The organism is Mannheimia indoligenes, from assembly GCF_036880405.1.
GTDB classification, from domain to species: domain Bacteria; phylum Pseudomonadota; class Gammaproteobacteria; order Enterobacterales; family Pasteurellaceae; genus Mannheimia; species Mannheimia indoligenes.
In genome coordinates this window covers 70,936-88,918 of record NZ_JBAJJM010000001.1, presented here as the reverse complement: position 1 = coordinate 88,918, position 17,983 = coordinate 70,936, and the positions used below count along the sequence as shown (strand labels likewise).

The 17,983-nt window shown below is 42.6% G+C and carries 21 protein-coding genes and 1 other annotated feature; of the genes, 5 read left to right on the top strand and 16 right to left on the bottom strand.

Annotated features, from left to right (window positions below; translation table 11 throughout):
- Positions 1-29: 29 nt before the first annotated feature.
- Both cysQ and nudE read right to left on the bottom strand, forming a co-directional pair.
- A complete protein-coding gene (cysQ, locus tag V6W77_RS00485) occupies positions 30-848 on the bottom strand; it encodes a 3'(2'),5'-bisphosphate nucleotidase CysQ (RefSeq protein WP_334253471.1) in 819 nt (272 codons plus the stop codon).
- A gap of 25 nt (positions 849-873) precedes the next feature.
- Positions 874-1,425 (bottom strand): ADP compounds hydrolase NudE, encoded by a 552-nt coding sequence (nudE, locus tag V6W77_RS00480; RefSeq protein WP_334253470.1) that lies wholly within the window; start codon positions 1,423-1,425, stop codon positions 874-876.
- Between the two features lie 88 nt (positions 1,426-1,513).
- On the opposite strand from nudE, the gene hslR reads away from it, so the two are divergent.
- The gene (gene hslR, locus V6W77_RS00475; protein ID WP_334234862.1) at positions 1,514-1,930 is read left to right on the top strand and encodes a ribosome-associated heat shock protein Hsp15; all 417 of its coding nucleotides are present in this window, start codon (positions 1,514-1,516) and stop codon (positions 1,928-1,930) included.
- 165 nt (positions 1,931-2,095) lie between these two features.
- Positions 2,096-2,989, top strand: a complete 894-nt coding sequence (gene hslO / locus V6W77_RS00470) for an Hsp33 family molecular chaperone HslO (protein WP_334253469.1) — start codon at positions 2,096-2,098, stop codon at positions 2,987-2,989.
- A 72-nt stretch (positions 2,990-3,061) separates the two neighbouring features.
- On the opposite strand, the gene hisIE is transcribed toward hslO, so the two are convergent.
- The 11 genes from hisIE to rsmC form a co-directional block, all read right to left on the bottom strand.
- Positions 3,062-3,709: a bifunctional phosphoribosyl-AMP cyclohydrolase/phosphoribosyl-ATP diphosphatase HisIE gene (gene hisIE / locus V6W77_RS00465; protein ID WP_334253468.1), complete on the bottom strand. Its 648-nt coding sequence runs from the start codon at positions 3,707-3,709 to the stop codon at positions 3,062-3,064.
- Positions 3,702-4,346 (bottom strand): hypothetical protein, encoded by a 645-nt coding sequence (locus V6W77_RS00460; RefSeq protein ID WP_334253467.1) that lies wholly within the window; start codon positions 4,344-4,346, stop codon positions 3,702-3,704. The genes hisIE and V6W77_RS00460 overlap by 8 nt, the downstream gene beginning before the upstream one ends.
- Positions 4,347-4,367: 21 nt before the next feature.
- Entirely contained in the window at positions 4,368-5,147 is a 780-nt protein-coding gene (hisF, locus tag V6W77_RS00455; protein WP_334253466.1) for an imidazole glycerol phosphate synthase subunit HisF, read from the bottom strand.
- Positions 5,129-5,878 carry a 1-(5-phosphoribosyl)-5-[(5-phosphoribosylamino)methylideneamino]imidazole-4-carboxamide isomerase gene (hisA, locus tag V6W77_RS00450; RefSeq protein WP_334253465.1) on the bottom strand — a complete coding sequence of 250 codons (750 nt, stop codon included), beginning with the start codon at positions 5,876-5,878 and terminating at the stop codon, positions 5,129-5,131. Before hisA ends, hisF begins: the two co-directional genes overlap by 19 nt.
- Before the next feature lie 164 nt (positions 5,879-6,042).
- Positions 6,043-6,636, bottom strand: a complete 594-nt coding sequence (gene hisH, locus V6W77_RS00445; RefSeq protein WP_334253464.1) for an imidazole glycerol phosphate synthase subunit HisH — start codon at positions 6,634-6,636, stop codon at positions 6,043-6,045.
- 9 nt (positions 6,637-6,645) lie between these two features.
- Positions 6,646-7,182, bottom strand: a complete 537-nt coding sequence (locus V6W77_RS00440; RefSeq protein ID WP_334253463.1) for a hypothetical protein — start codon at positions 7,180-7,182, stop codon at positions 6,646-6,648.
- A 96-nt stretch (positions 7,183-7,278) separates the two neighbouring features.
- On the bottom strand, positions 7,279-8,367 hold the full coding sequence (hisB, locus tag V6W77_RS00435; RefSeq protein WP_334253462.1) for a bifunctional histidinol-phosphatase/imidazoleglycerol-phosphate dehydratase HisB: 1,089 nt from the start codon (positions 8,365-8,367) through the stop codon (positions 7,279-7,281).
- Between the two features lie 127 nt (positions 8,368-8,494).
- Entirely contained in the window at positions 8,495-8,935 is a 441-nt protein-coding gene (gene tnpA / locus V6W77_RS00430) for an IS200/IS605 family transposase (RefSeq protein WP_025247172.1), read from the bottom strand.
- Positions 8,936-9,000: 65 nt separating this feature from the next.
- Positions 9,001-10,053, bottom strand: a complete 1,053-nt coding sequence (gene hisC / locus V6W77_RS00425) for a histidinol-phosphate transaminase (RefSeq protein WP_334253461.1) — start codon at positions 10,051-10,053, stop codon at positions 9,001-9,003.
- A gap of 12 nt (positions 10,054-10,065) precedes the next feature.
- A complete protein-coding gene (locus V6W77_RS00420) occupies positions 10,066-10,449 on the bottom strand; it encodes a hypothetical protein (protein WP_334253460.1) in 384 nt (127 codons plus the stop codon).
- 22 nt (positions 10,450-10,471) lie between these two features.
- Positions 10,472-10,594: a sequence feature (His leader region), on the bottom strand.
- 123 nt (positions 10,595-10,717) lie between these two features.
- Positions 10,718-11,704, bottom strand: coding sequence for a 16S rRNA (guanine(1207)-N(2))-methyltransferase RsmC (gene rsmC / locus V6W77_RS00415; RefSeq protein WP_334253459.1), 987 nt, complete (start codon positions 11,702-11,704; stop codon positions 10,718-10,720).
- A 142-nt stretch (positions 11,705-11,846) separates the two neighbouring features.
- Between rsmC and V6W77_RS00410 the strand changes: the two genes are divergently transcribed.
- Positions 11,847-12,269: a DNA polymerase III subunit psi gene (locus V6W77_RS00410; protein WP_334253458.1), complete on the top strand. Its 423-nt coding sequence runs from the start codon at positions 11,847-11,849 to the stop codon at positions 12,267-12,269.
- Positions 12,262-12,699, top strand: coding sequence for a ribosomal protein S18-alanine N-acetyltransferase (rimI, locus tag V6W77_RS00405; protein WP_334253457.1), 438 nt, complete (start codon positions 12,262-12,264; stop codon positions 12,697-12,699). Before V6W77_RS00410 ends, rimI begins: the two co-directional genes overlap by 8 nt.
- A 55-nt stretch (positions 12,700-12,754) precedes the next feature.
- Here rimI and typA read toward each other — a convergent pair whose 3' ends face one another.
- From typA to V6W77_RS00390, 3 genes are all read right to left on the bottom strand, one after another.
- The gene (gene typA, locus V6W77_RS00400; protein ID WP_334253456.1) at positions 12,755-14,602 is read right to left on the bottom strand and encodes a translational GTPase TypA; all 1,848 of its coding nucleotides are present in this window, start codon (positions 14,600-14,602) and stop codon (positions 12,755-12,757) included.
- A gap of 165 nt (positions 14,603-14,767) precedes the next feature.
- A complete protein-coding gene (locus V6W77_RS00395; RefSeq protein WP_334253455.1) occupies positions 14,768-16,213 on the bottom strand; it encodes a surface lipoprotein assembly modifier in 1,446 nt (481 codons plus the stop codon).
- 66 nt (positions 16,214-16,279) lie between these two features.
- Positions 16,280-17,791 (bottom strand): hypothetical protein, encoded by a 1,512-nt coding sequence (locus V6W77_RS00390; RefSeq protein WP_334253454.1) that lies wholly within the window; start codon positions 17,789-17,791, stop codon positions 16,280-16,282.
- Between the two features lie 15 nt (positions 17,792-17,806).
- On the opposite strand from V6W77_RS00390, the gene V6W77_RS00385 reads away from it, so the two are divergent.
- Positions 17,807-17,974: a hypothetical protein gene (locus V6W77_RS00385; RefSeq protein WP_334253453.1), complete on the top strand. Its 168-nt coding sequence runs from the start codon at positions 17,807-17,809 to the stop codon at positions 17,972-17,974.
- Positions 17,975-17,983 lie beyond the last annotated feature (9 nt).

Sequence of the window (17,983 nt, the reverse complement as noted above, 5' to 3'; positions counted from 1 at the left end):
TTATCATAAAAATTGTTAATGGGAATACCCTATTTGAATAAAAATATTTTATCCCAATTTAGTAAGCTGTTTTTTACCATCACAAAGTAAGGGTTAATAAAAGTTTCACGCTGATTATAGGTTAATGGAGCAAAATTAAAATCGAAAACAGATCCGCCCACTTCATTGAGTAACACTTCTGCAACTGCGGTATCCCACTCGCCTGTATCGCCAAAACGGATGTAACAATCTGCCTGACCTTCCGCCACTAAACCTGCTTTTAAACTGCTTGAACCATATTGCAAGAACTGAGCCTCACGTCCTCCCATTGCTTGCAATACTTTATCTGCGTGGATTTGGCTACCAACGGCAATCACTAACGGTTTTTCAGCTTGTTGTTCTGCCTTTACAAGCGGTCGAATTTTGTCCTGTTCTTGCAAAAATGCACCACTTGCTTCCATCGCAAAATAGAGTTTATCTACGATTGGTGCATAAATTACGCCTAAAACGGGCTGATTTTTCTCGCCTCTTTTCTGTACTAAACCAATCACTATCGAAAACTGATCGGTACGATTAATAAACTGTTGAGTGCCGTCTAACGGGTCAATAATCCAATATTCTTGCCATTGATTACGTTCAGACAAAGGGATATTACAGCTCTCCTCCGACAAAACAGGCACATCAGGCGTAAGTTGTTGTAAACGAGTAGTTAAAAATTGGCTGACAAATAAATCCGCCTCTGTAACAGGCGTATCATCTGCCTTAATTTTAACCTCTACCGAACGTGCATAAAATTGCTTTAAATGCTCGCCAGCTTCTTTCGCAAGAGCGATAATATTATCTAGTAATTGTTGATTTAATATTTGCATACTTTACCTCCTCAAGATCTATTTTTTATTTATTTTTCTCTTTCAAATAGTCTCTTAACATAAATAAGGCGGATAAATTCCGTGATTCTGCAAAACTCGGTTCTGCCAATAACTCATCTATTTTATCCAGCGGATAACGCACAATTTCCAACGGTTCAGGCTCGTCTCCCTCTAATTTGGAAGGGTAAAGATCTTCCGCCACAAAAACGTGCATTAAACCATACATATGGCTTGGCGAACTATAAAGCGAACGCAGAAAATCTAACTTTTTCGCCCCGAAACCAATTTCTTCCTGTAATTCTCGATTGGCACTTTCAATCGGCTCTTCGCCGGCATCAACAATGCCTTTAGGGAAACTTAACTCATAACGCTCAGAACCAACGGCATACTCTTTAATCATAATCAGTTCATTATACAGAATAGGCATTACCAGCACCGCAGAACGGCGTTGTGGCGTTAGGCGTTCGTAAACTCGCTCTTCACCGTTGGAAAACCGCAAATCGACCGATTGCACCTCAAAAATGCGAGTTTTAGCAAGAGTTTCAATCTTTAGAATGTCAGGAAGCTGTTTTTTCATTTTATATTACCTTTTTAGAGTTATTTTAGTTGAAAAAACACATTTTCGCTCTAATATTTCAACTATTCTTTTGATTTTAAGGCAGAAAATGAAAAATAAACACGAAAAAGCAGACAATGATAACGAAGTCCGCCTAGATAAGTGGCTTTGGGCAGCTCGTTTCTACAAAACCCGCACTATCGCCAAAGCGATGATTGAAGGCGGCAAAGTGCATTATAACGGGCAACGGGCGAAAGTCAGTAAAGTGGTGGAAGTAGGAGCGATTATCAAACTTCGTCAAGGCAATGAAGAAAAAGAAGTGGAAGTGCTTGCCTTAAGCGACCAACGCCGAGGCGCACCGGAAGCACAACTACTCTATCAAGAAACGGAAAAAAGTGTGAAACACCGTGAGGCAATGGCATTCGCTCGCAAAGCCAATGCCCTTTCAATGCCACACCCAGATCGCCGACCAAACAAAAAAGAACGGCGAGATTTAATCAAATTCAAAGAACAAGAATTCAGTTAAGCCCTTGTAATTAGCAAAATAATCCTTATATTGGATACCCAAAATAGGGGCGAAATATTTTTCGCCCCCATCTTATTTTATTTTTGGGCGAATATTGACTCGCCCCTACAAAGGTCAATTTGCAACTTTTTAGCTAGAATCGACCGCTTGCAACGAGGAATCACAATGAGTTATACCAAAGACAACGACAAACTTTACCGCTACCTATTCAAAGAGCGTGCGGTGCGTGGCGAATGGGTGCGTTTAAACGACACTTTCACCGAAACCCTCAACACTCACCAATACCCGAAAGCAGTGCAAAATTTATTGGGAGAGATGTTAGTTGCCACCAGCCTTTTAACCGCCACTATGAAATTTAACGGCACAATCACCGTGCAAATTCAAGGCGATGGCGCATTAAAATTAGCGGTGGTAAACGGCAACGACCAGCAACAATTACGAGCATTGGCACGAGTTCAAGCAGACATTGCCGATAACGCCACACTTTCTGAAATGATCGGCAACGGCGTATTGGTAATCTCTATTATCCCAACTGATGGCGAACGCTATCAAGGCGTGATTACCCTCGATAAACCGACTATTCGTGAATGTTTAGAAGATTACTTCGAGCGTTCAGAGCAGCTAAAAACGCACCTGATTATCCGCAACGGCGAATATGAAGGCAAAGCAGTGGCAGGCGGAATGTTACTGCAAATTATGCCGGACGGCACAGGCTCTCGTGATGATTTCGAACATTTAGCCACACTCACCGAAACGGTAAAAGACGAAGAATTATTCGGCTTAGAGGCAGAAGAATTGCTCTACCGCCTCTACCACGAAGAGCAAGTGGAAGTGTACCCACCACAAGATACCGAATTCAAATGTGGCTGCTCAAGAGAACGCTCTGGCTCGGCATTATTGCTCGTGCCGGCAGAAGAAATTGAAGAAATGTTAGCCGAAAAACAAGGCGTAATTGATATGCAATGTGAATGCTGCGGCACGCAATATTTCTTCGACAAAGCTGCGATTGAAAGCTTTAGAGAAGAGGCAGAAAAATTAAGTGCGTTAGGTTTAAACTAATTCACAGAATCACAAGCGGTCAAATTTCTCTAAAATTTTGCAAGTTCTTATAGGAATTTGACCGCTTGTATTTTATTTATTCGAACCTTCAGGGTGCAAACCAATCCCCTTATGGCGTTCTTTCAATTTTGCATTCACATCCGCCCAAGAGAGATCCGCATTATGTAATAACACGGTTACGTGATACGCCAGATCCGCCACTTCGGATACCAACTCTTCCCGATCATTTTTCATTGCCGCAATCACAGATTCCACCGCTTCTTCACCCACTTTTTGGGCAATTTTTGGCGTACCTTTGGCGTAGAGTTTTGAGGTGTAAGAACTTTCTGGATCAGCATTTTTACGCTCAGCGATCATTCGTTCTAATTTAGAGAAGAAGATCCAATCCGGTTGTTCTTGTTCAAATTGATGAAAACAGCTCTCCGCCCCCGTGTGACAGGTTTCGCCGATAGGGTTGGCGAGAATGAGCAAGGTGTCGTTATCGCAATCCAAGCTCATATCCACCACGTTTAAAAAATTGCCAGACGTTTCGCCTTTTGTCCATAAGCGTTGTTTGGTGCGAGAGTAAAAGGTTACTCGTTTTTCGTTGAGTGTTTTTTCTAATGCCTCTTGGTTCATATAGCCAAGCATTAACACTTCGCAAGTTTGGGCGTTTTGGATGATAACGGGGAGAAGGTTATCGACTTTTTGCCAGTTGATTTGTTGTATAAAATTATCCATTTTTATCTCCGACCCAAATATCGCAAATTTTCTCAATATGATATATTTTTCCGTCTATATTTACTGTTTTATGTTCGGTTTTTAAAAAACGCTCAAATCTCTTTTTTACTTCTTCATAATCTTGAAGAGAAACATAATCTTGTTCATCTCCTACATAACTTTCTTCATCTAATAAATTAATATTAACAACGTGTTTCCAATTATATTTATTCAGAATTTTATTCGATTGCTCACTAAATTTATGCTTAGGAAATACTATATCCTCTCCTTCTGCAAAAACATTGTTATACCAATCAATTTTATCATTAACAGCGCAAACAAGCTGACTTTCACGAAAATGAGGAAATATAATCCAAATTTTTAGATAATATTCTAAATTCAATTTGTCTAGCTCTTCTTTCCAGAGATCATAAATATCCGAAAAAGCTTCAATTATCATCTCTCTAAATTGATGATTAGGTTCAGGATAATCAGAATTTGTTAAAGATAAGCGGCTCCAAGGATCAACCCTAAATTTTAGATATAGACAATCTTCTGATAATAGGCTTTCTTTATCAAAAAACAGGTTTTTCTCCCTCCAATCTTTAATCGCCTTTAAACGCCTATTTATTCCTCTTATTTTTTTATATTTTGCCATTTTCTAATACCTTCTCAGAAATTAATCAACCTTACGGATCTCAATCCCTTCCGCCGCCAAATACGCCTTTAGCTCGCCAATATTGATAATCTGCTTATGAAACACACTCGCCGCCAACGCCCCATCGACTTGTGCGTCAATAAAGGCATCACGAAAATGCACCATTTCGCCTGCACCGCCTGAGGCGATGAGCGGAACTTGGCAGACTTCACGCACTTTTTTGAGCTGTACCAAGTCGTAGCCGTTTCTTACGCCATCTTGGTTCATCATATTGAGCACGATTTCGCCTGCACCTCGTTTTTGGACTTCTTGCACCCAGTCGATGAGTTGCCAGTTGGTTTGGCGGGTGCGTTTTTCATCGCCAGTGTATTGATTGACCCAGTATTTGCCAGTTTCTTTCTCAAACCAACTGTCAATGCCAACCACAATCGCCTGCACGCCAAAACGGTCGGCAAGTCGGCTGATCAAATCAGGATCGGCAAGGGCAGGTGAGTTGATAGAGATTTTATCTGCTCCAAAAGCAAAAATCTGCTCCGCATCGGCAATGGTCTTAATCCCGCCCGCCACGCAGAATGGAATATCAATCACCTGAGCCACTCGCTCCACCCAGCTTTTATCCACCGTGCGACCGTCTGATGATGCGGTGATGTCATAAAATACCAGCTCGTCCGCTCCCTCGATGGCATAACGCTGAGCCAGTGGCACAATGTCGCCGATGATTTCGTGATTGCGAAATTGTACGCCTTTGACGACTTGTCCGTCACGCACATCCAAACAAGGAATTATCCGTTTTGCCAACATTCGATTGCCTCCGCTACATTAAATTTGCCTTCTAACAAAGCTCGCCCCACAATCACGCCCGCCACACCCGTGCCTTTTAGGGCGGCAATATCGGCAATCGAGCCGATACCGCCCGAGGATTGGAACTTAATTTCTGGGTATTTGGCACAGATTTCACGGTAAAGCTCGACATTTGAGCCTGATAGCGTGCCGTCTTTTGAAATATCAGTACACAGCACATGCTGTAAGCCGACAGTTTGATAGTCTTCGATTAGCTCTTCAAGCGATACGCCGCTTGCCTCTTGCCAACCGCTAATCGCAATGATTTTATTGCCGTTGTCGTCAATATTGACATCTAATGCTAGGACAAACTTGTCCGCACCGTATTTGGCAAACCAACCTTTGACCATTTCACGCTCTTTGACGGCTGTCGAGCCGATTACCACACGACTTGCACCAACAGCAAGCAAATCTTCCACATCTTGCTCGGTGCGGATACCGCCACCGATTTGGATCGGGCAGTCGATTGCCGAGATGATTTTGCCGATTAGGGCGGTTTGGCGTTCGGCAGGATTTTTCGCCCCGGTTAAATCCACCAAATGTAACTGTTTTGCCCCCTGTGCCACATAGTCGGCAAACTGGGCGATGGGATCGTCCGTGTAGGTGGTCTGTTTGGCATAATCGCCTTGGTGCAATCGCACCACTTGCCCGTTAATCAGATCTAGGGCGGGGATAATTTGAGAGTGTTTCATGTTCTTTTCCTGTTTGCCCCATACGAGCCGTATGGGGCTAGATAATCCAAGCCGCTCTGCGGCTTTCTATTTATTATAAGCCCCAGCGGGGCTTCGTTTATTCAGCCTAGCACGGCTCGTGCTAGGTATAACAAGCGGTCAAATTCTTCCAAAAACTTGCAAAATTAGACCTTCTCCACAAAATTCCGTAGCAACTTCGCTCCAGCCACTCCTGAACGCTCAGGGTGGAACTGTACGCCGTAGAAGTTTTTATTGTCAATCGCCGCCGAAAACGGCACGCCATAATCACAAGTGGCTATGGTGTGTGCGTTTGGACGGACGGCATAGCTATGCACAAAATAGAAATGACTGCCTTGCTCAATGCCGTGGAATAATGGGTGATCGGCTTGGTACTGCACCTTGTTCCAGCCCATATGTGGCAACGGCAAGCCAGTGTTTGGCAACAGCTCGGTTTTACCGCCCATTAAGCCCAAAGTCGCTACATCGCCTTCGCTAGAAAATTCGGTCATCAGCTGCATTCCCAAACAGATGCCGAGCATCGGCTGAGTGGCGTTTTGGATTGTTTCAATCAGCTGGCGATCGTGCAGATTTTTCATCGCCGCAATTGCCGTTCCCACACCGGGAAGCAGCAGTTTATCGGCGGATTGGATTTTGCTGAGATCACGGGAGATCTCAGCCTGAATGCCAAGACGGTCAAAAGCAAATTTGACCGAAGACAGGTTGGCACAGCCTGTGTCGATGATGGTTAGGTTGGTCATTTCTGATCTCTATTTAAACTTCTCTAAAACTTTTCTAGCAACAGGATCCTTAGCTACTTTTAATAGTTCTAATTGCAATTCTGTTTGTACTGCGGGATCCATTGGTAATTTAGATAAAATCATTTTTTCTAATAGAATTGTCAATGGTTCTCCAATAGCTTTTCTAAAATTAAATCCCAATAATTGTAAAATTGTAAGAGTTTCTTTTGAAATTAAAGGAGATAATATTCTTACCATTTCATCAACATTACCACCAGTAACTTTTGCTAATTCTTGCAATTTGGGAATAAATTGCTGAGTAATATATTCGATCTCATTATCAGTAATTTTTTGAGCCATTAACTCTTGCTGAAATGCTTGTGAAATCTGTAAAAGTTCATTCCTATCAGCGATCAACTCTTGAATAATTTCCTCTAACTCATTTATTGTTTCTTTATCATCTTTTTTTGCTTTTACAGCTCTAATTTTTGTAAAAATGCTTGATGCTGTATTTTTTACCAATGCCTCAGATAATTTTATTCCTAAATCAATTAGTTGTTGTTCCATATTTTATTTTCCTTATTTCACAAGCGGTCAAAATTCTTAAAAACTTTGCAAAATCGACCGCAATTTCGGGCGGGTTAAAACCCGCCCCTACGGTGATTATAAAACCCCTTTCGAGCTCGGCAACTCATTCCCTTCAATACGAATACACTGTCTAAGCGTTCTGCCGAATACTTTAAACAGGCTTTCAATTTTGTGGTGGTCGTTGTCGCCTTTTGCCTTGATGTGCAGGGTGGCGAGTAGCGTGAAAGCGATGGATTGGAAGAAGTGTTCAGTCAGCTCGGTGCTGAAATCGCCCACTTTGTCACGTTTAAAATCGGCTTTAAATTTGATAAACGGTCTGCCTGACAAATCCATCGTACATTCGGCTTTACATTCGTCCATCGGCAGCACGAAGCCGAAACGGGCAATACCACGTTTGTCGCCGATGGCTTGTTTTAACGCCGTGCCGAGGGCGAGAGCGGTGTCTTCGACCGTGTGGTGTTCGTCAATCCACAAATCGCCTTTGGTGGTGATGTTCATTCGGAAACCGCCGTGGGTGGCAATTTGGTCGAGCATATGGTCGAAAAAGCCCACGCCGGTGCTGATTTCGTTCGCCCCTGTTTCGTCCAACCACACTTGCACTTTGATGTCGGTCTCTTTGGTTTTACGCACGACTTCGGCATAACGTGGCGTGCGGTCGCCAATGTTGGTGACAGACTCGCCCAGCAGTTTTTCGGTGATCAAATCCCAGTTCAGCTTTTCAGGGTGATATTGAAGCGCTTTGATGCCAAGGTTTTCCGCCAGTTGCACGTCGGTAGCACGGTCGCCGATCACAAAGCTGTTGGCAGGGTCGAACAGTTGGCGGTCAATGTATTTTTGCAGCAGTTTGGTGTGCGGTTTACGGCAGTCGCAGCCGTCTTCAGGCTTGTGCGGACAAATCAAAACCTCATCAAATTCAATGCCTTGTGAGTTGAACACCGCCATCATCGCATTGTGCGGTTTGTCGAAATCTTCCTGTGGAAAGGACGATGTTCCTAAGCCGTCTTGGTTCGACACCATCACAAAACGGTATTTGCCTTTGAGTTTGAGCAAGGCAGGAATGACGTTCGGCTCAAATTTGAGTTTTTCTAAGCTATCGATTTGAAAGTCGGTTTTTGGCTCGTCAATGAGTGTACCGTCACGGTCGATGAAAAGGGTTGGTTGCATTGGGTTTCTCCTGTATTCATATTTCAGTCGCGGAGCGACTGGGTTCTAGCCTAGGACGGCTCGTCCTAGGCACCCCGTACGAGCCGGGATTCTTAATCCGAGCTACTCCGTAGCTCTCTTTCATTGCTTACAAATCTCGTTCTAAGTATTCATCAAAATCCACAATCAAGGCTTTCATTTCATCAATAAAACCAACGTGTTTATGATGCTCCTTCTGATTTTTGATGTAATTCATAATTTTCGCTTTTTCGTGTTCGCTGTAAGTCAAAGCACAATAGCCCTTCGCCCACGCATAGAAGTCAGGAAAAAGATCACTGTGCTGTTCCAGCCATTTATGACTGGCATTTTTAAGCTGTTTCACAAAATCCGACACCGCAAAGCTAGGGTGAATTTCCACCAGCAAATGCAGATGATCAGGCATTCCATTAATACGATGGAGCGTACATTTTTGTTGCTGACAAAACGCCCAAATGTATTGGTATAGCTCTTTTTCGTTTTGCTCTTTAATGGCAGGAATGCTTTGCAACGTACGAAAAACAATGTGGTATAGCAATTTTGTGTAACTCATAAAACCTCATCATACAGTCGCAGAGCGACTGGGGTTATCTAGCCTAGGACGGCTCGTCCTAGGTATTACAATTTACAAATTGCCTCAATCACTCTTTGATTTTCTTCGGCAGTCCCCACCGTAATCCGAATGCAGTTTTGTAAGCCCAACGCCTTGTGTTGATCCCGCAAAATAATACCCTGCTCCCAAAGGGCTTTAAACACTTTCTGCCCGTCTTGGCATTTGAATAGCAGATAGTTTGCCTCGCTCTCAAAGACTTGCTCGACAAGCGGTAAATTTTCGAGATTTTTTTGCAATTCGGCACGCAAAGTAATCACTTCCGCCACTCGCGCACGCATTTGCTCAATGCCTTGTGGGGAAAGGGCTTGGGCGGCGATGTCGGAAACAGGCACAGGCAGCGGATAGGGAGCAATCACTTTTTGTAGCACACCTATCAATTCCGCATTGGCAAGCGTAAAACCACAACGCAAGCCCGCTAAGGCAAAGGCTTTGGAGAGTGTGCGGATAATTGCAAGGTGCGGAAAGTTTTTCAGCTCATTAATCAAACTCGCTTCAGGGCAGAATTCGATATAGGCTTCATCCACCACCACAATCGCTTTGCCTTCGGTCATTTGCAAAAGTTCGAGCAAATCCGACCGCTTGATCAGGTTGCCTGTCGGGTTGTTTGGGCTGCACACAAACACCACTTTCACGCCGTCTAAATTAGCTTGGATTTGCGGTAAATCGAGCTGGAAATCGGCGGTCAGCGGCACGGTTTTGGTTGCAATGCCGCAAGTGTCGGCACTCACGGCATACATTCCGTAGGTCGGCGGGCAGTAAAGAATACTGTCGCTCGGCTCACAAAAGGCACGAATAATCAGCTCAATGCTCTCATCGCCACCACGGGAAACCAGCACGTTTTCGGGCGAAACGCCTGCGTAACGAGCGTAGCCCTCAATTACCGCTTGCGGTTGTGGTTCAGGATAGCGGTTAAAAGTGCGGTCGGTTAAATCAAAGTTCGGCGACACCGCATATTCATTGGCATTCAGCCACACATCGCCACTGCCACCCAAGCGGCGAGCGGATTGGTAAGGCATGAGGGCTTGAATGTTTTTTCGGGAAAGTTGTGAGATTGTCATTTTATGTTCCTATTAAAGACCACTATCTAAAAATAAGCGTGAATTTTCTTCATATGTATTAGTGTCAAAATAATAAATTAGATTGGGGGGATACCAATGTCCTACAACTAATATATGCTCATCCCCATGCATTGTATAAAAAATAAAATCTCCTTTTCCTATTAAATGTGGAGAATTAAACATCTCATGAGATTTAACAATAAGATCTGATACACAATTCTCTTCTTTGGGATAACTTCCATTTTTCTTTCTGTAATCATTTATACAAGAAATTAAGAAGTCGGCTCGTTTTCGAAATTCTGGCTGATATATAATTGATTTTATATGCATAACTCCGAAAAAATAAATCAAAGGGAATGAAATTAAACAGATTATTGTTATAAGACATTTTCTCATTATTCCCCCTAAATTCCAGCTATAAAAAAATCTCTCGAAAGTGGTCTTCCGAGAGATTATTTATTGACTGCTACACTTGCTCGGAAGATTTATCTTCCGCACACACCAAATGCCCGAAAGATATCAGGTTAAATGGTGGTGATGATGTGAAGTGCAGTTAAAATTCATTGTGTTTCTCCAAAACAGTTAAAATGAATTTACGCTAAAACATTCTAAATAGCAAGTGTTTTTTATACGGATTTTGCATTTTTTCCGCTCATCTGATTTGTTAGGCTCTTGCCGAATACACCTTAAATTTGGTGGATTTAGCTAACACCTCGTGTTTGCCGAAGGCTTTATCAAGCAAATCAGGGTAAGGCAAAAAGGCATTCGCGACAATGCGTAATTCGCCGCCTTTAGTGAGATGATTTTTGGCTTGGAAAATCAGCTCTTCCACCGCACGGTAAGCTGTATCAACCCCATCGTGGAAAGGGGGGTTCGACACAATAAAATCAAAGCGGTCTGAAATATGCGAGAACACATCGCTTGCCAACACGTCCCCATCCAGCTGATTTTCCGCCAAAGTGCGGCGGCTGGATTCAATTGCCATTGCGTGAATATCGCTCATTGTGAGTTTGATTTTCGGGAATTGCTGTTTCAACGTTGCCCCGATTACCCCTGCCCCACAACCTAAATCGAGCAATTTGCCTTTTAAACGGTCTTCTTTGCTGAAGGTGGAAAGCAATAATTTCGTACCGTTATCCAACTCTGCTGAGCTAAACACAGCAGGTAAGGCGAAGATGTTGAGCGATTCCAAGCGGTAAGATTTCCAGAATTTTTTGCAATCAAAATTTGGCACGGTTTGTAGCTCAAAATGATACAAACCACAACGGCGGGCGGAATCAATTTTGGCAATATTGCCGAACGGCTCGAGTTGTTTTTCCACCGAACGAACGCCAGCACGGTTTTCGCCGATAATCAACATCTCTTGCCCGACTTGGCATTGCGAGAGCCATTGAATTAACTGGAATTGGCACTCTTGTTTGTTCTTCGTCCAGTAAAATACCGCTAAGTCTGCTTTGAGATCACACTCCAAGCCAAATTGCACATTGGAGCGGTGGCGGGCGTAATCAAAATAGCTACTGAATACCGCTACATTTTTCGCCGTTTTTAGCTGTTGGGCGAAATCATCTCGCACATCGCCAAATAATAATACCGATTTATGTTCAAATAACGCCAAGTGGCGTTCAAGCACTTCGCTTTCTAATGAGAGCATTTTTTCTCGCCTTTTCTAAAAAATTTGCGTTGAATATACCGAATTTAGGCGGATAAATCTTGCAAAACCTGCTGAATTTTGCAAAAAATTTCCTGATTTGGCTGAGTTTTGGTACTATGCCGTAAATTTTATGAGGTTTAAGATGAATAGGCGTGATTTGCTGTTAAATGAAATGGGTATTTCGCAATGGGTTTTAACCAAACCGCAGGTGCTGAAAGGCGATGCCCAAATTCGCTTAAATGATAATGTGAAATTGATTGTGGTATGTGAGGAAGACTACCAAACCAGCCGTCTGTTTTCAGATATTCTGCTAGCGTTAGGGCTACAAAAATCCCACTATCAATGGCTGAATGCAGAGCAATCTCAACGGTTGGTGTTTACCCATTCGCCGATTATTTGGCTGATTCAAGCAGAAGAACAAGCGGTTAAAATGGCAAAAAAATTTGCAAATTCGACCGCTTGGCAAAATCATTCGTGGCAAGAACTTACAAATTCTACGCATAAACGCCAACTTTGGCAGCAAATAGATGCCTATTCTAATCATTTAAGGGAAGATCGTGATTGAAGAAATTCAACAAGCTGATTTTGAGCGATTATTTGAAATTGAGCAAAAAGCCCATTTAGTGCCGTGGAGTAAAGGTACACTGCTGAATAATCAAGGCGAAAAATATCTGAATTTAAAGCTGATGGAAAACGGAGAAATTGTCGCTTTTGCCATCAGCCAACTGGTGCTGGACGAGGCAACGCTGTTTAATATCGCCGTTGATCCTAATTTTCAAGGAAAAGGCTTTGGCAAGCGGTTACTTTCCGAATTAATTTTGCAACTGCAAAAACGAGGTGTCGCTACCCTTTGGCTTGAGGTAAGGGAATCCAACATTACGGCACAAAAACTGTATGATTCACTCGGTTTTAACGAAGTTACCGTGCGGAAAAATTACTACCCTACACCCGAAGGCGGAAAAGAAAATGCGGTGGTTATGGCGTTGTATTTATAACGAAAGTCAAAAACTTCAAAAACAAAAGAGCGACCTAAGTCGCTCTTTTTCGTTCTTATTGAGTGCTGGTACTGGTTGTTGTACGACTTGCACGTTTACGGTCGTTTTCCGTTAATAAACGTTTACGGATACGGATGGATTGTGGCGTTACTTCCACTAACTCATCGTCATCAATAAACTCTAATGCTTGCTCTAAAGTGAAACGTACCGGTGTAGTTAATACAATCGCATCGTCTTTACCTGACGCACGAACGTTGGTTAATTTCTTACCTTGTAAACAGTTTACGGTTAAGTCGTTTGAACGGCTGTGAATACCGATAATTTGACCTTCGTACACATCCACACCGTGGTCAATCATTAATTTACCACGCTCTTGTAAGCCGAATAATGCATAAGCAAGGGCTTTACCTGTCGCGTTAGAAATTAACACGCCGTTTTTACGCTGACCGATTTCACCCGGTTTTACATCATCGTAGTGGCTGAATGTTGAGTAAAGTAAACCTGTACCTGAAGTCATCGTCATAAATTCATTACGGAAACCGATTAAGCCACGGCTTGGGATCACATACTCTAAACGGGTACGACCTTTACCGTCCGGGATCATATCACGCACTTCGCCTTTACGCATACCAAGTGCTTCCATTACTGAACCTTGGTGTTGTTCTTCGATGTCGATGGTTACTTGCTCAAATGGCTCTTGTTTTTTACCGTTTTCTTCTTTGTAGATTACTTTCGGGCGAGATACCGCTAATTCGTAACCTTCACGACGCATATTTTCGATTAATACCGATAAGTGTAACTCGCCACGACCTGACACACGGAATTCGTCCGGGTTCGGGGTTTCTTCCACACGTAATGCCACGTTGTGGACTAATTCTTTGGTTAAACGCTCAAGAATTTGGCGAGATGTTACAAATTTACCTTCTTGACCACAGAATGGCGAGGTGTTTACGCAGAAGAACATTGTTACTGTTGGCTCATCAACAGATAATGCAGGTAAAGCCTCCACCGCATTAATATCACAAATCGTATCCGAAATATTTAATTCGCCTAAACCTGTGATGGCGATAATATCGCCTGCAAAAGCTTCTGTTGCTTCAAAACGTTGTAAACCTAAGTGTCCTAACACTTGACCGATACGACCTTGACGGGTTTTGCCCTCGCTATCTACCACCGTTACCGCTTGGTTTGGTTTAACCGAACCACGTTTGATACGACCGATACCGATAACACCCACATAGTTGTTGTAGTCTAATTGCGAAATCTGCATTTGGAACGGTGCGTCTAATTCCACTTGTGGCGGCTGAACGTGCTTAACAATCGCTTCATAAAGCGGGGTCATATCCGCTGCGAGATCTTCGTGTTCTAAGCCGGCAACACCGTTTAAGGCTGATGCGTAGATAATTGGGAAATCTAACTGCTCATCGCTTGCACCTAAGTTTACGAATAAGTCAAACACTTGATCCACCACCCAATCAGGACGAGCGCCCGGACGGTCAACTTTGTTGATTACCACGATTGGTTTTAAACCGTGAGCGAATGCTTTTTGGGTTACGAAACGGGTTTGCGGCATTGGACCATCAAAAGCATCTACCACTAATAACACAGAATCCACCATTGAAAGTACACGCTCTACTTCGCCACCGAAGTCGGCATGCCCCGGAGTATCTACGATGTTGATGTGATAACCGTTCCAGTTAATCGCTGTATTTTTGGCAAGAATGGTAATGCCACGCTCTTTTTCAAGATCGTTTGAGTCCATTACACGCTCATCTACATCGCCACGGATGGCTTCAAAAGTGCCTGATTGTTGTAACAGTTTATCAACTAAGGTGGTTTTACCGTGGTCAACGTGAGCAATAATTGCGATGTTACGCAATTTATTAATATCTACATTTTGCATTTGAATATCTTTAAGTTAAGTGAAAATAAAAACTCCCGCCCATCAAAACTGGCGAGAGTCTAGAAATTGGAGGTCGAATTATACAGACTTTTTCCGAATTTGGCTACAAAACAAGCGGTGGAATTTGCAAAGTTTTTTGCGAATTTGACCGCTTGCTAGTTTAACCTAAAACGTTTTCTCAAAAATCAGATTCGCATTTTTGCGGCTGTAAGAATACATCGTCGGCAAATTGCTGTCGTTTTTACGCCAGCTCAGTTGCAATTTTGGGGTTATACCCCACAAATGCCAATCCCGTTTCCAAACAGTTAATGCAGCGGAATAGATTTTATCTTGTCTAACTTTACCTAGATCTAAAATCCCGCCCAATTTGGCTTGGTCTTTATATTGGCGTTGAGAAATGCCGAAACTCAAACGGCTGGAAATCCCGCCCAGTTCCCACTCCTGCCCCCAACTTAGACGTACGCCTTTGGTGTCGGCACTGTACTGCTTAACCCACGCTTTTTCTCGGTTGAAATCTGCCCCTAAGGTAAAAAATTGGGTAGGATTACGCACCCAAACCAGCGTAGCAGACGCCAATTTGCTGTTGCCGTTTTGGGCGGTGCTGTCGAAATAGCGTTGTTTGCCGTGTTCCAGTGCCGTCACAATCTGCCAATGGCTATTGAGCCATTTGGAAAACTCGGCGCGCACACCATTGCTCCACTGATAACTTTCATTACCATACCAACGCTTTTCGTAGAAAGGTAAAATACTCAAGGTGGCAGAAGGCGTTTTATAGCGATAGCCTAAATAGGTGCGGTTGTTCCAATCATCGTAATCGTGATTATCCCAATAACTTTTACCGTAAAAATCGTTATCAAAGGCGAGATAGTGTCTGCCTCCTAGATTAAAATCTTTGCCGAAATTCACGCTATAAGCAATACCGTGAGCGGTTTCAGGCAGCATATTGTCGTTTTTCACATAGCCGGTATTTTCAATGTTTCGGGCGTTCGACACATTATTCACATTGCTATCCCGCACATAATGGCTACTAGCACTAAAATTCCACTCGCTACTTTTTTGAATACTTTCAAGGTAATCATCTGCCATTTGCTGCACTTCGGCAGGCATATTCGGGTCGGTTTTCACCTTATTGAACTGGTCTTCCGCAGCAGAAAGCTGTTTATCGTAAAAGAGCGAAGTCGCCAGCTCAAAACGCACGGGGTTTAGCTCCGGTTGTTTCGCCAAAATCGCACGATACTGCTCCACCGCTTTATGATGTTCACCGGTTAAGGCAAAAATTTTGCCCTGTGCGAACTGAATTAAAATCGGGTCAGTTTGTGGAAAGGTTTGGTACACCGCCAGTAGCTTGCCAATAATCTCCGGATGACGGGCATAGATCGCTTGGCTCAATAGTTGTTGGGTAAGTGTTGGATTGGCTTTTAACTCAGCTTCCGATAATTCAATCGGTTGATTTTCTTGATTACGAATCACCACCACCGGTGCCGGTGCGACAGGCTGGGCGACTTTTAATGTCGGCTCAATCGTGGTGCGTTCGGTTATCGGCTGATTAAAGGTTTCCGCCCAACCCAATGTTGGGAAAAGGGTTAAAAGTAAAATAATTGGCTGTTTCATTGGCGTTAGTTTGGTAGTTAAAAAGCCATTGCCGAGGCAATGGCTTTTAAAGGAAATTAGAGATAATTATTTAGGTTGTTTTTCGGCTGCGAAGACAGCTTTGTAGTAAAATACATCTCCGCTTTTTGCTGACGAACTATCATTTGTATAAGAAATTCCACCTACTATTTCATCTGCCTGTTTACCTGCAACATAACCATTTAAAAGAATATCTCTCTTATTGATAGATACCGAATTAAAGACTTTAATAGCAGGGTTACCAAATATAGGTTTTATTGTCTGCATTCGATTTTTGGTAAATTCCACTTTACCCAATGCTTTACTGTCTAAAGTAGCTGAAGTATAGTTTTCCTCTGCTCTCGGACCAAAATTAGCATTAATTGTAACTGTACCATCTATTGCTGGAGTTTTATCAAAAATATAGAGGTCATTTCCTGTTTGCTTATCTTTAAAATGTCTTGCCACGTGTGCAAGAACCTCACCTTTGTAGGTTGCAGCACCTTTTACCGAGTCATTATATTTAATTTTAGTGGTTTTATTACCATCAATTACTTCGTATTCACCAATCTGATGTCTATTAGAGTAACTACCCACTGAAACAGGCTGCTCATATACAGCAAATAAATGAGATTCATAATTATTATATACAGCACCATAAGTAGCATATGGCGTATTTTTGAATATATAGTTTACTTTTTCAGGGTAAGTTCGCTCCACAATTTCATTTTCAGCATTTAATTTTGAAATTTCACTACCATTAATACCCGCTGATCTAATCTCACCTTTATGCCAACCTAATACCTGAGGGTTAGCTTTATCTTCAATCGCTAATTTATAAAAATCTAATTTATATCCCGTATTACTACTATTATTAATAGGAGTAGTTTCTTTAGTTCCATTATAATCAGCTACATAATATCCACCGCTGTCTCTACCAGAATCCGTATTGTAGGATGAAGCTGCGTAACCTTCTACACGAGTAGGTTCAACAATGTTGGCATTACTGTTTTTACCACGCCATTCATTAGCTACTTTTTCTGCCTCTTGCTTCGCTTTTAAAGCAGCAGCTTCTTTTGCTTTTTTCTCAGCCTCTAAACGAGCTTTCTCTGCTTCTTTTGCTTTCTTTTCTGCTTCCAAACGTGCTTTTTCTGCCGCTGCCTTAGCTTTTGCATCAGCTGCTTCTTTTGCTTTTTTCTCAGCTTCTAAGCGAGCTTTCTCTGCTTCTTGAGCTTTTTTCTGTGCCTCTAAGCGAGCCTTTTCCGCTGCGTCTTTTGCCTTTTTCTCAGCTTCTAAGCGAGCTTTTTCTGCTGCTTCTTTTGCTTTTCGTTCAGCTTCTAAACGGGCTTTCTCCGCTTCTTGAGCTTTTTTCTGAGCCTCTAAGCGCGCTTTTTCCGCTGCGTCTTTTGCCTTTTTCTCAGCTTCTAAGCGAGCCTTTTCTGCAGCTTCTTTTGCCTTGTCAACTTGTGTATTGACCGGTTTTGATGCCGATGCTGATTCATTCTTACCACTGCTACCACAAGCTGCCACACCCAAGCTAACTAAAATTGCTAACGCTGTTGTTTTTAATGCCGGTTTCATATAGGACCTCTATATATGTTAAAAAAAGAATTAATAACTTGTGTAAAAACACATCAATATTGTACAAAAAAAAAACAACTGTCGAGCAATATTCAACCAGCAAGATTTAGGCGGTTAAAAAACAAACAAGCGATGAAATTTGCAAAAATTTCTACAAATTCCACCGCTTGTCAAAAAGATTAAGTAGGGACG

What these genes read in the sequence shown, in the direction of transcription:
- cysQ (WP_334253471.1), bottom strand. Translation starts at nt 848, where the DNA reads ATGCAAATATTAAATCAACAATTACTAGATAATATTATCGCTCTTGCG.
- nudE (WP_334253470.1), bottom strand. Translation starts at nt 1,425, where the DNA reads ATGAAAAAACAGCTTCCTGACATTCTAAAGATTGAAACTCTTGCTAAA.
- hslR (WP_334234862.1), top strand. Translation starts at nt 1,514, where the DNA reads ATGAAAAATAAACACGAAAAAGCAGACAATGATAACGAAGTCCGCCTA.
- hslO (WP_334253469.1), top strand. Translation starts at nt 2,096, where the DNA reads ATGAGTTATACCAAAGACAACGACAAACTTTACCGCTACCTATTCAAA.
- hisIE (WP_334253468.1), bottom strand. Translation starts at nt 3,709, where the DNA reads ATGGATAATTTTATACAACAAATCAACTGGCAAAAAGTCGATAACCTT.
- V6W77_RS00460 (WP_334253467.1), bottom strand. Translation starts at nt 4,346, where the DNA reads ATGGCAAAATATAAAAAAATAAGAGGAATAAATAGGCGTTTAAAGGCG.
- hisF (WP_334253466.1), bottom strand. Translation starts at nt 5,147, where the DNA reads ATGTTGGCAAAACGGATAATTCCTTGTTTGGATGTGCGTGACGGACAA.
- hisA (WP_334253465.1), bottom strand. Translation starts at nt 5,878, where the DNA reads ATGAAACACTCTCAAATTATCCCCGCCCTAGATCTGATTAACGGGCAA.
- hisH (WP_334253464.1), bottom strand. Translation starts at nt 6,636, where the DNA reads ATGACCAACCTAACCATCATCGACACAGGCTGTGCCAACCTGTCTTCG.
- V6W77_RS00440 (WP_334253463.1), bottom strand. Translation starts at nt 7,182, where the DNA reads ATGGAACAACAACTAATTGATTTAGGAATAAAATTATCTGAGGCATTG.
- hisB (WP_334253462.1), bottom strand. Translation starts at nt 8,367, where the DNA reads ATGCAACCAACCCTTTTCATCGACCGTGACGGTACACTCATTGACGAG.
- tnpA (WP_025247172.1), bottom strand. Translation starts at nt 8,935, where the DNA reads ATGAGTTACACAAAATTGCTATACCACATTGTTTTTCGTACGTTGCAA.
- hisC (WP_334253461.1), bottom strand. Translation starts at nt 10,053, where the DNA reads ATGACAATCTCACAACTTTCCCGAAAAAACATTCAAGCCCTCATGCCT.
- V6W77_RS00420 (WP_334253460.1), bottom strand. Translation starts at nt 10,449, where the DNA reads ATGAGAAAATGTCTTATAACAATAATCTGTTTAATTTCATTCCCTTTG.
- rsmC (WP_334253459.1), bottom strand. Translation starts at nt 11,704, where the DNA reads ATGCTCTCATTAGAAAGCGAAGTGCTTGAACGCCACTTGGCGTTATTT.
- V6W77_RS00410 (WP_334253458.1), top strand. Translation starts at nt 11,847, where the DNA reads ATGAATAGGCGTGATTTGCTGTTAAATGAAATGGGTATTTCGCAATGG.
- typA (WP_334253456.1), bottom strand. Translation starts at nt 14,602, where the DNA reads ATGCAAAATGTAGATATTAATAAATTGCGTAACATCGCAATTATTGCT.
- V6W77_RS00395 (WP_334253455.1), bottom strand. Translation starts at nt 16,213, where the DNA reads ATGAAACAGCCAATTATTTTACTTTTAACCCTTTTCCCAACATTGGGT.
- V6W77_RS00390 (WP_334253454.1), bottom strand. Translation starts at nt 17,791, where the DNA reads ATGAAACCGGCATTAAAAACAACAGCGTTAGCAATTTTAGTTAGCTTG.
- V6W77_RS00385 (WP_334253453.1), top strand. Translation starts at nt 17,807, where the DNA reads ATGTTAAAAAAAGAATTAATAACTTGTGTAAAAACACATCAATATTGT.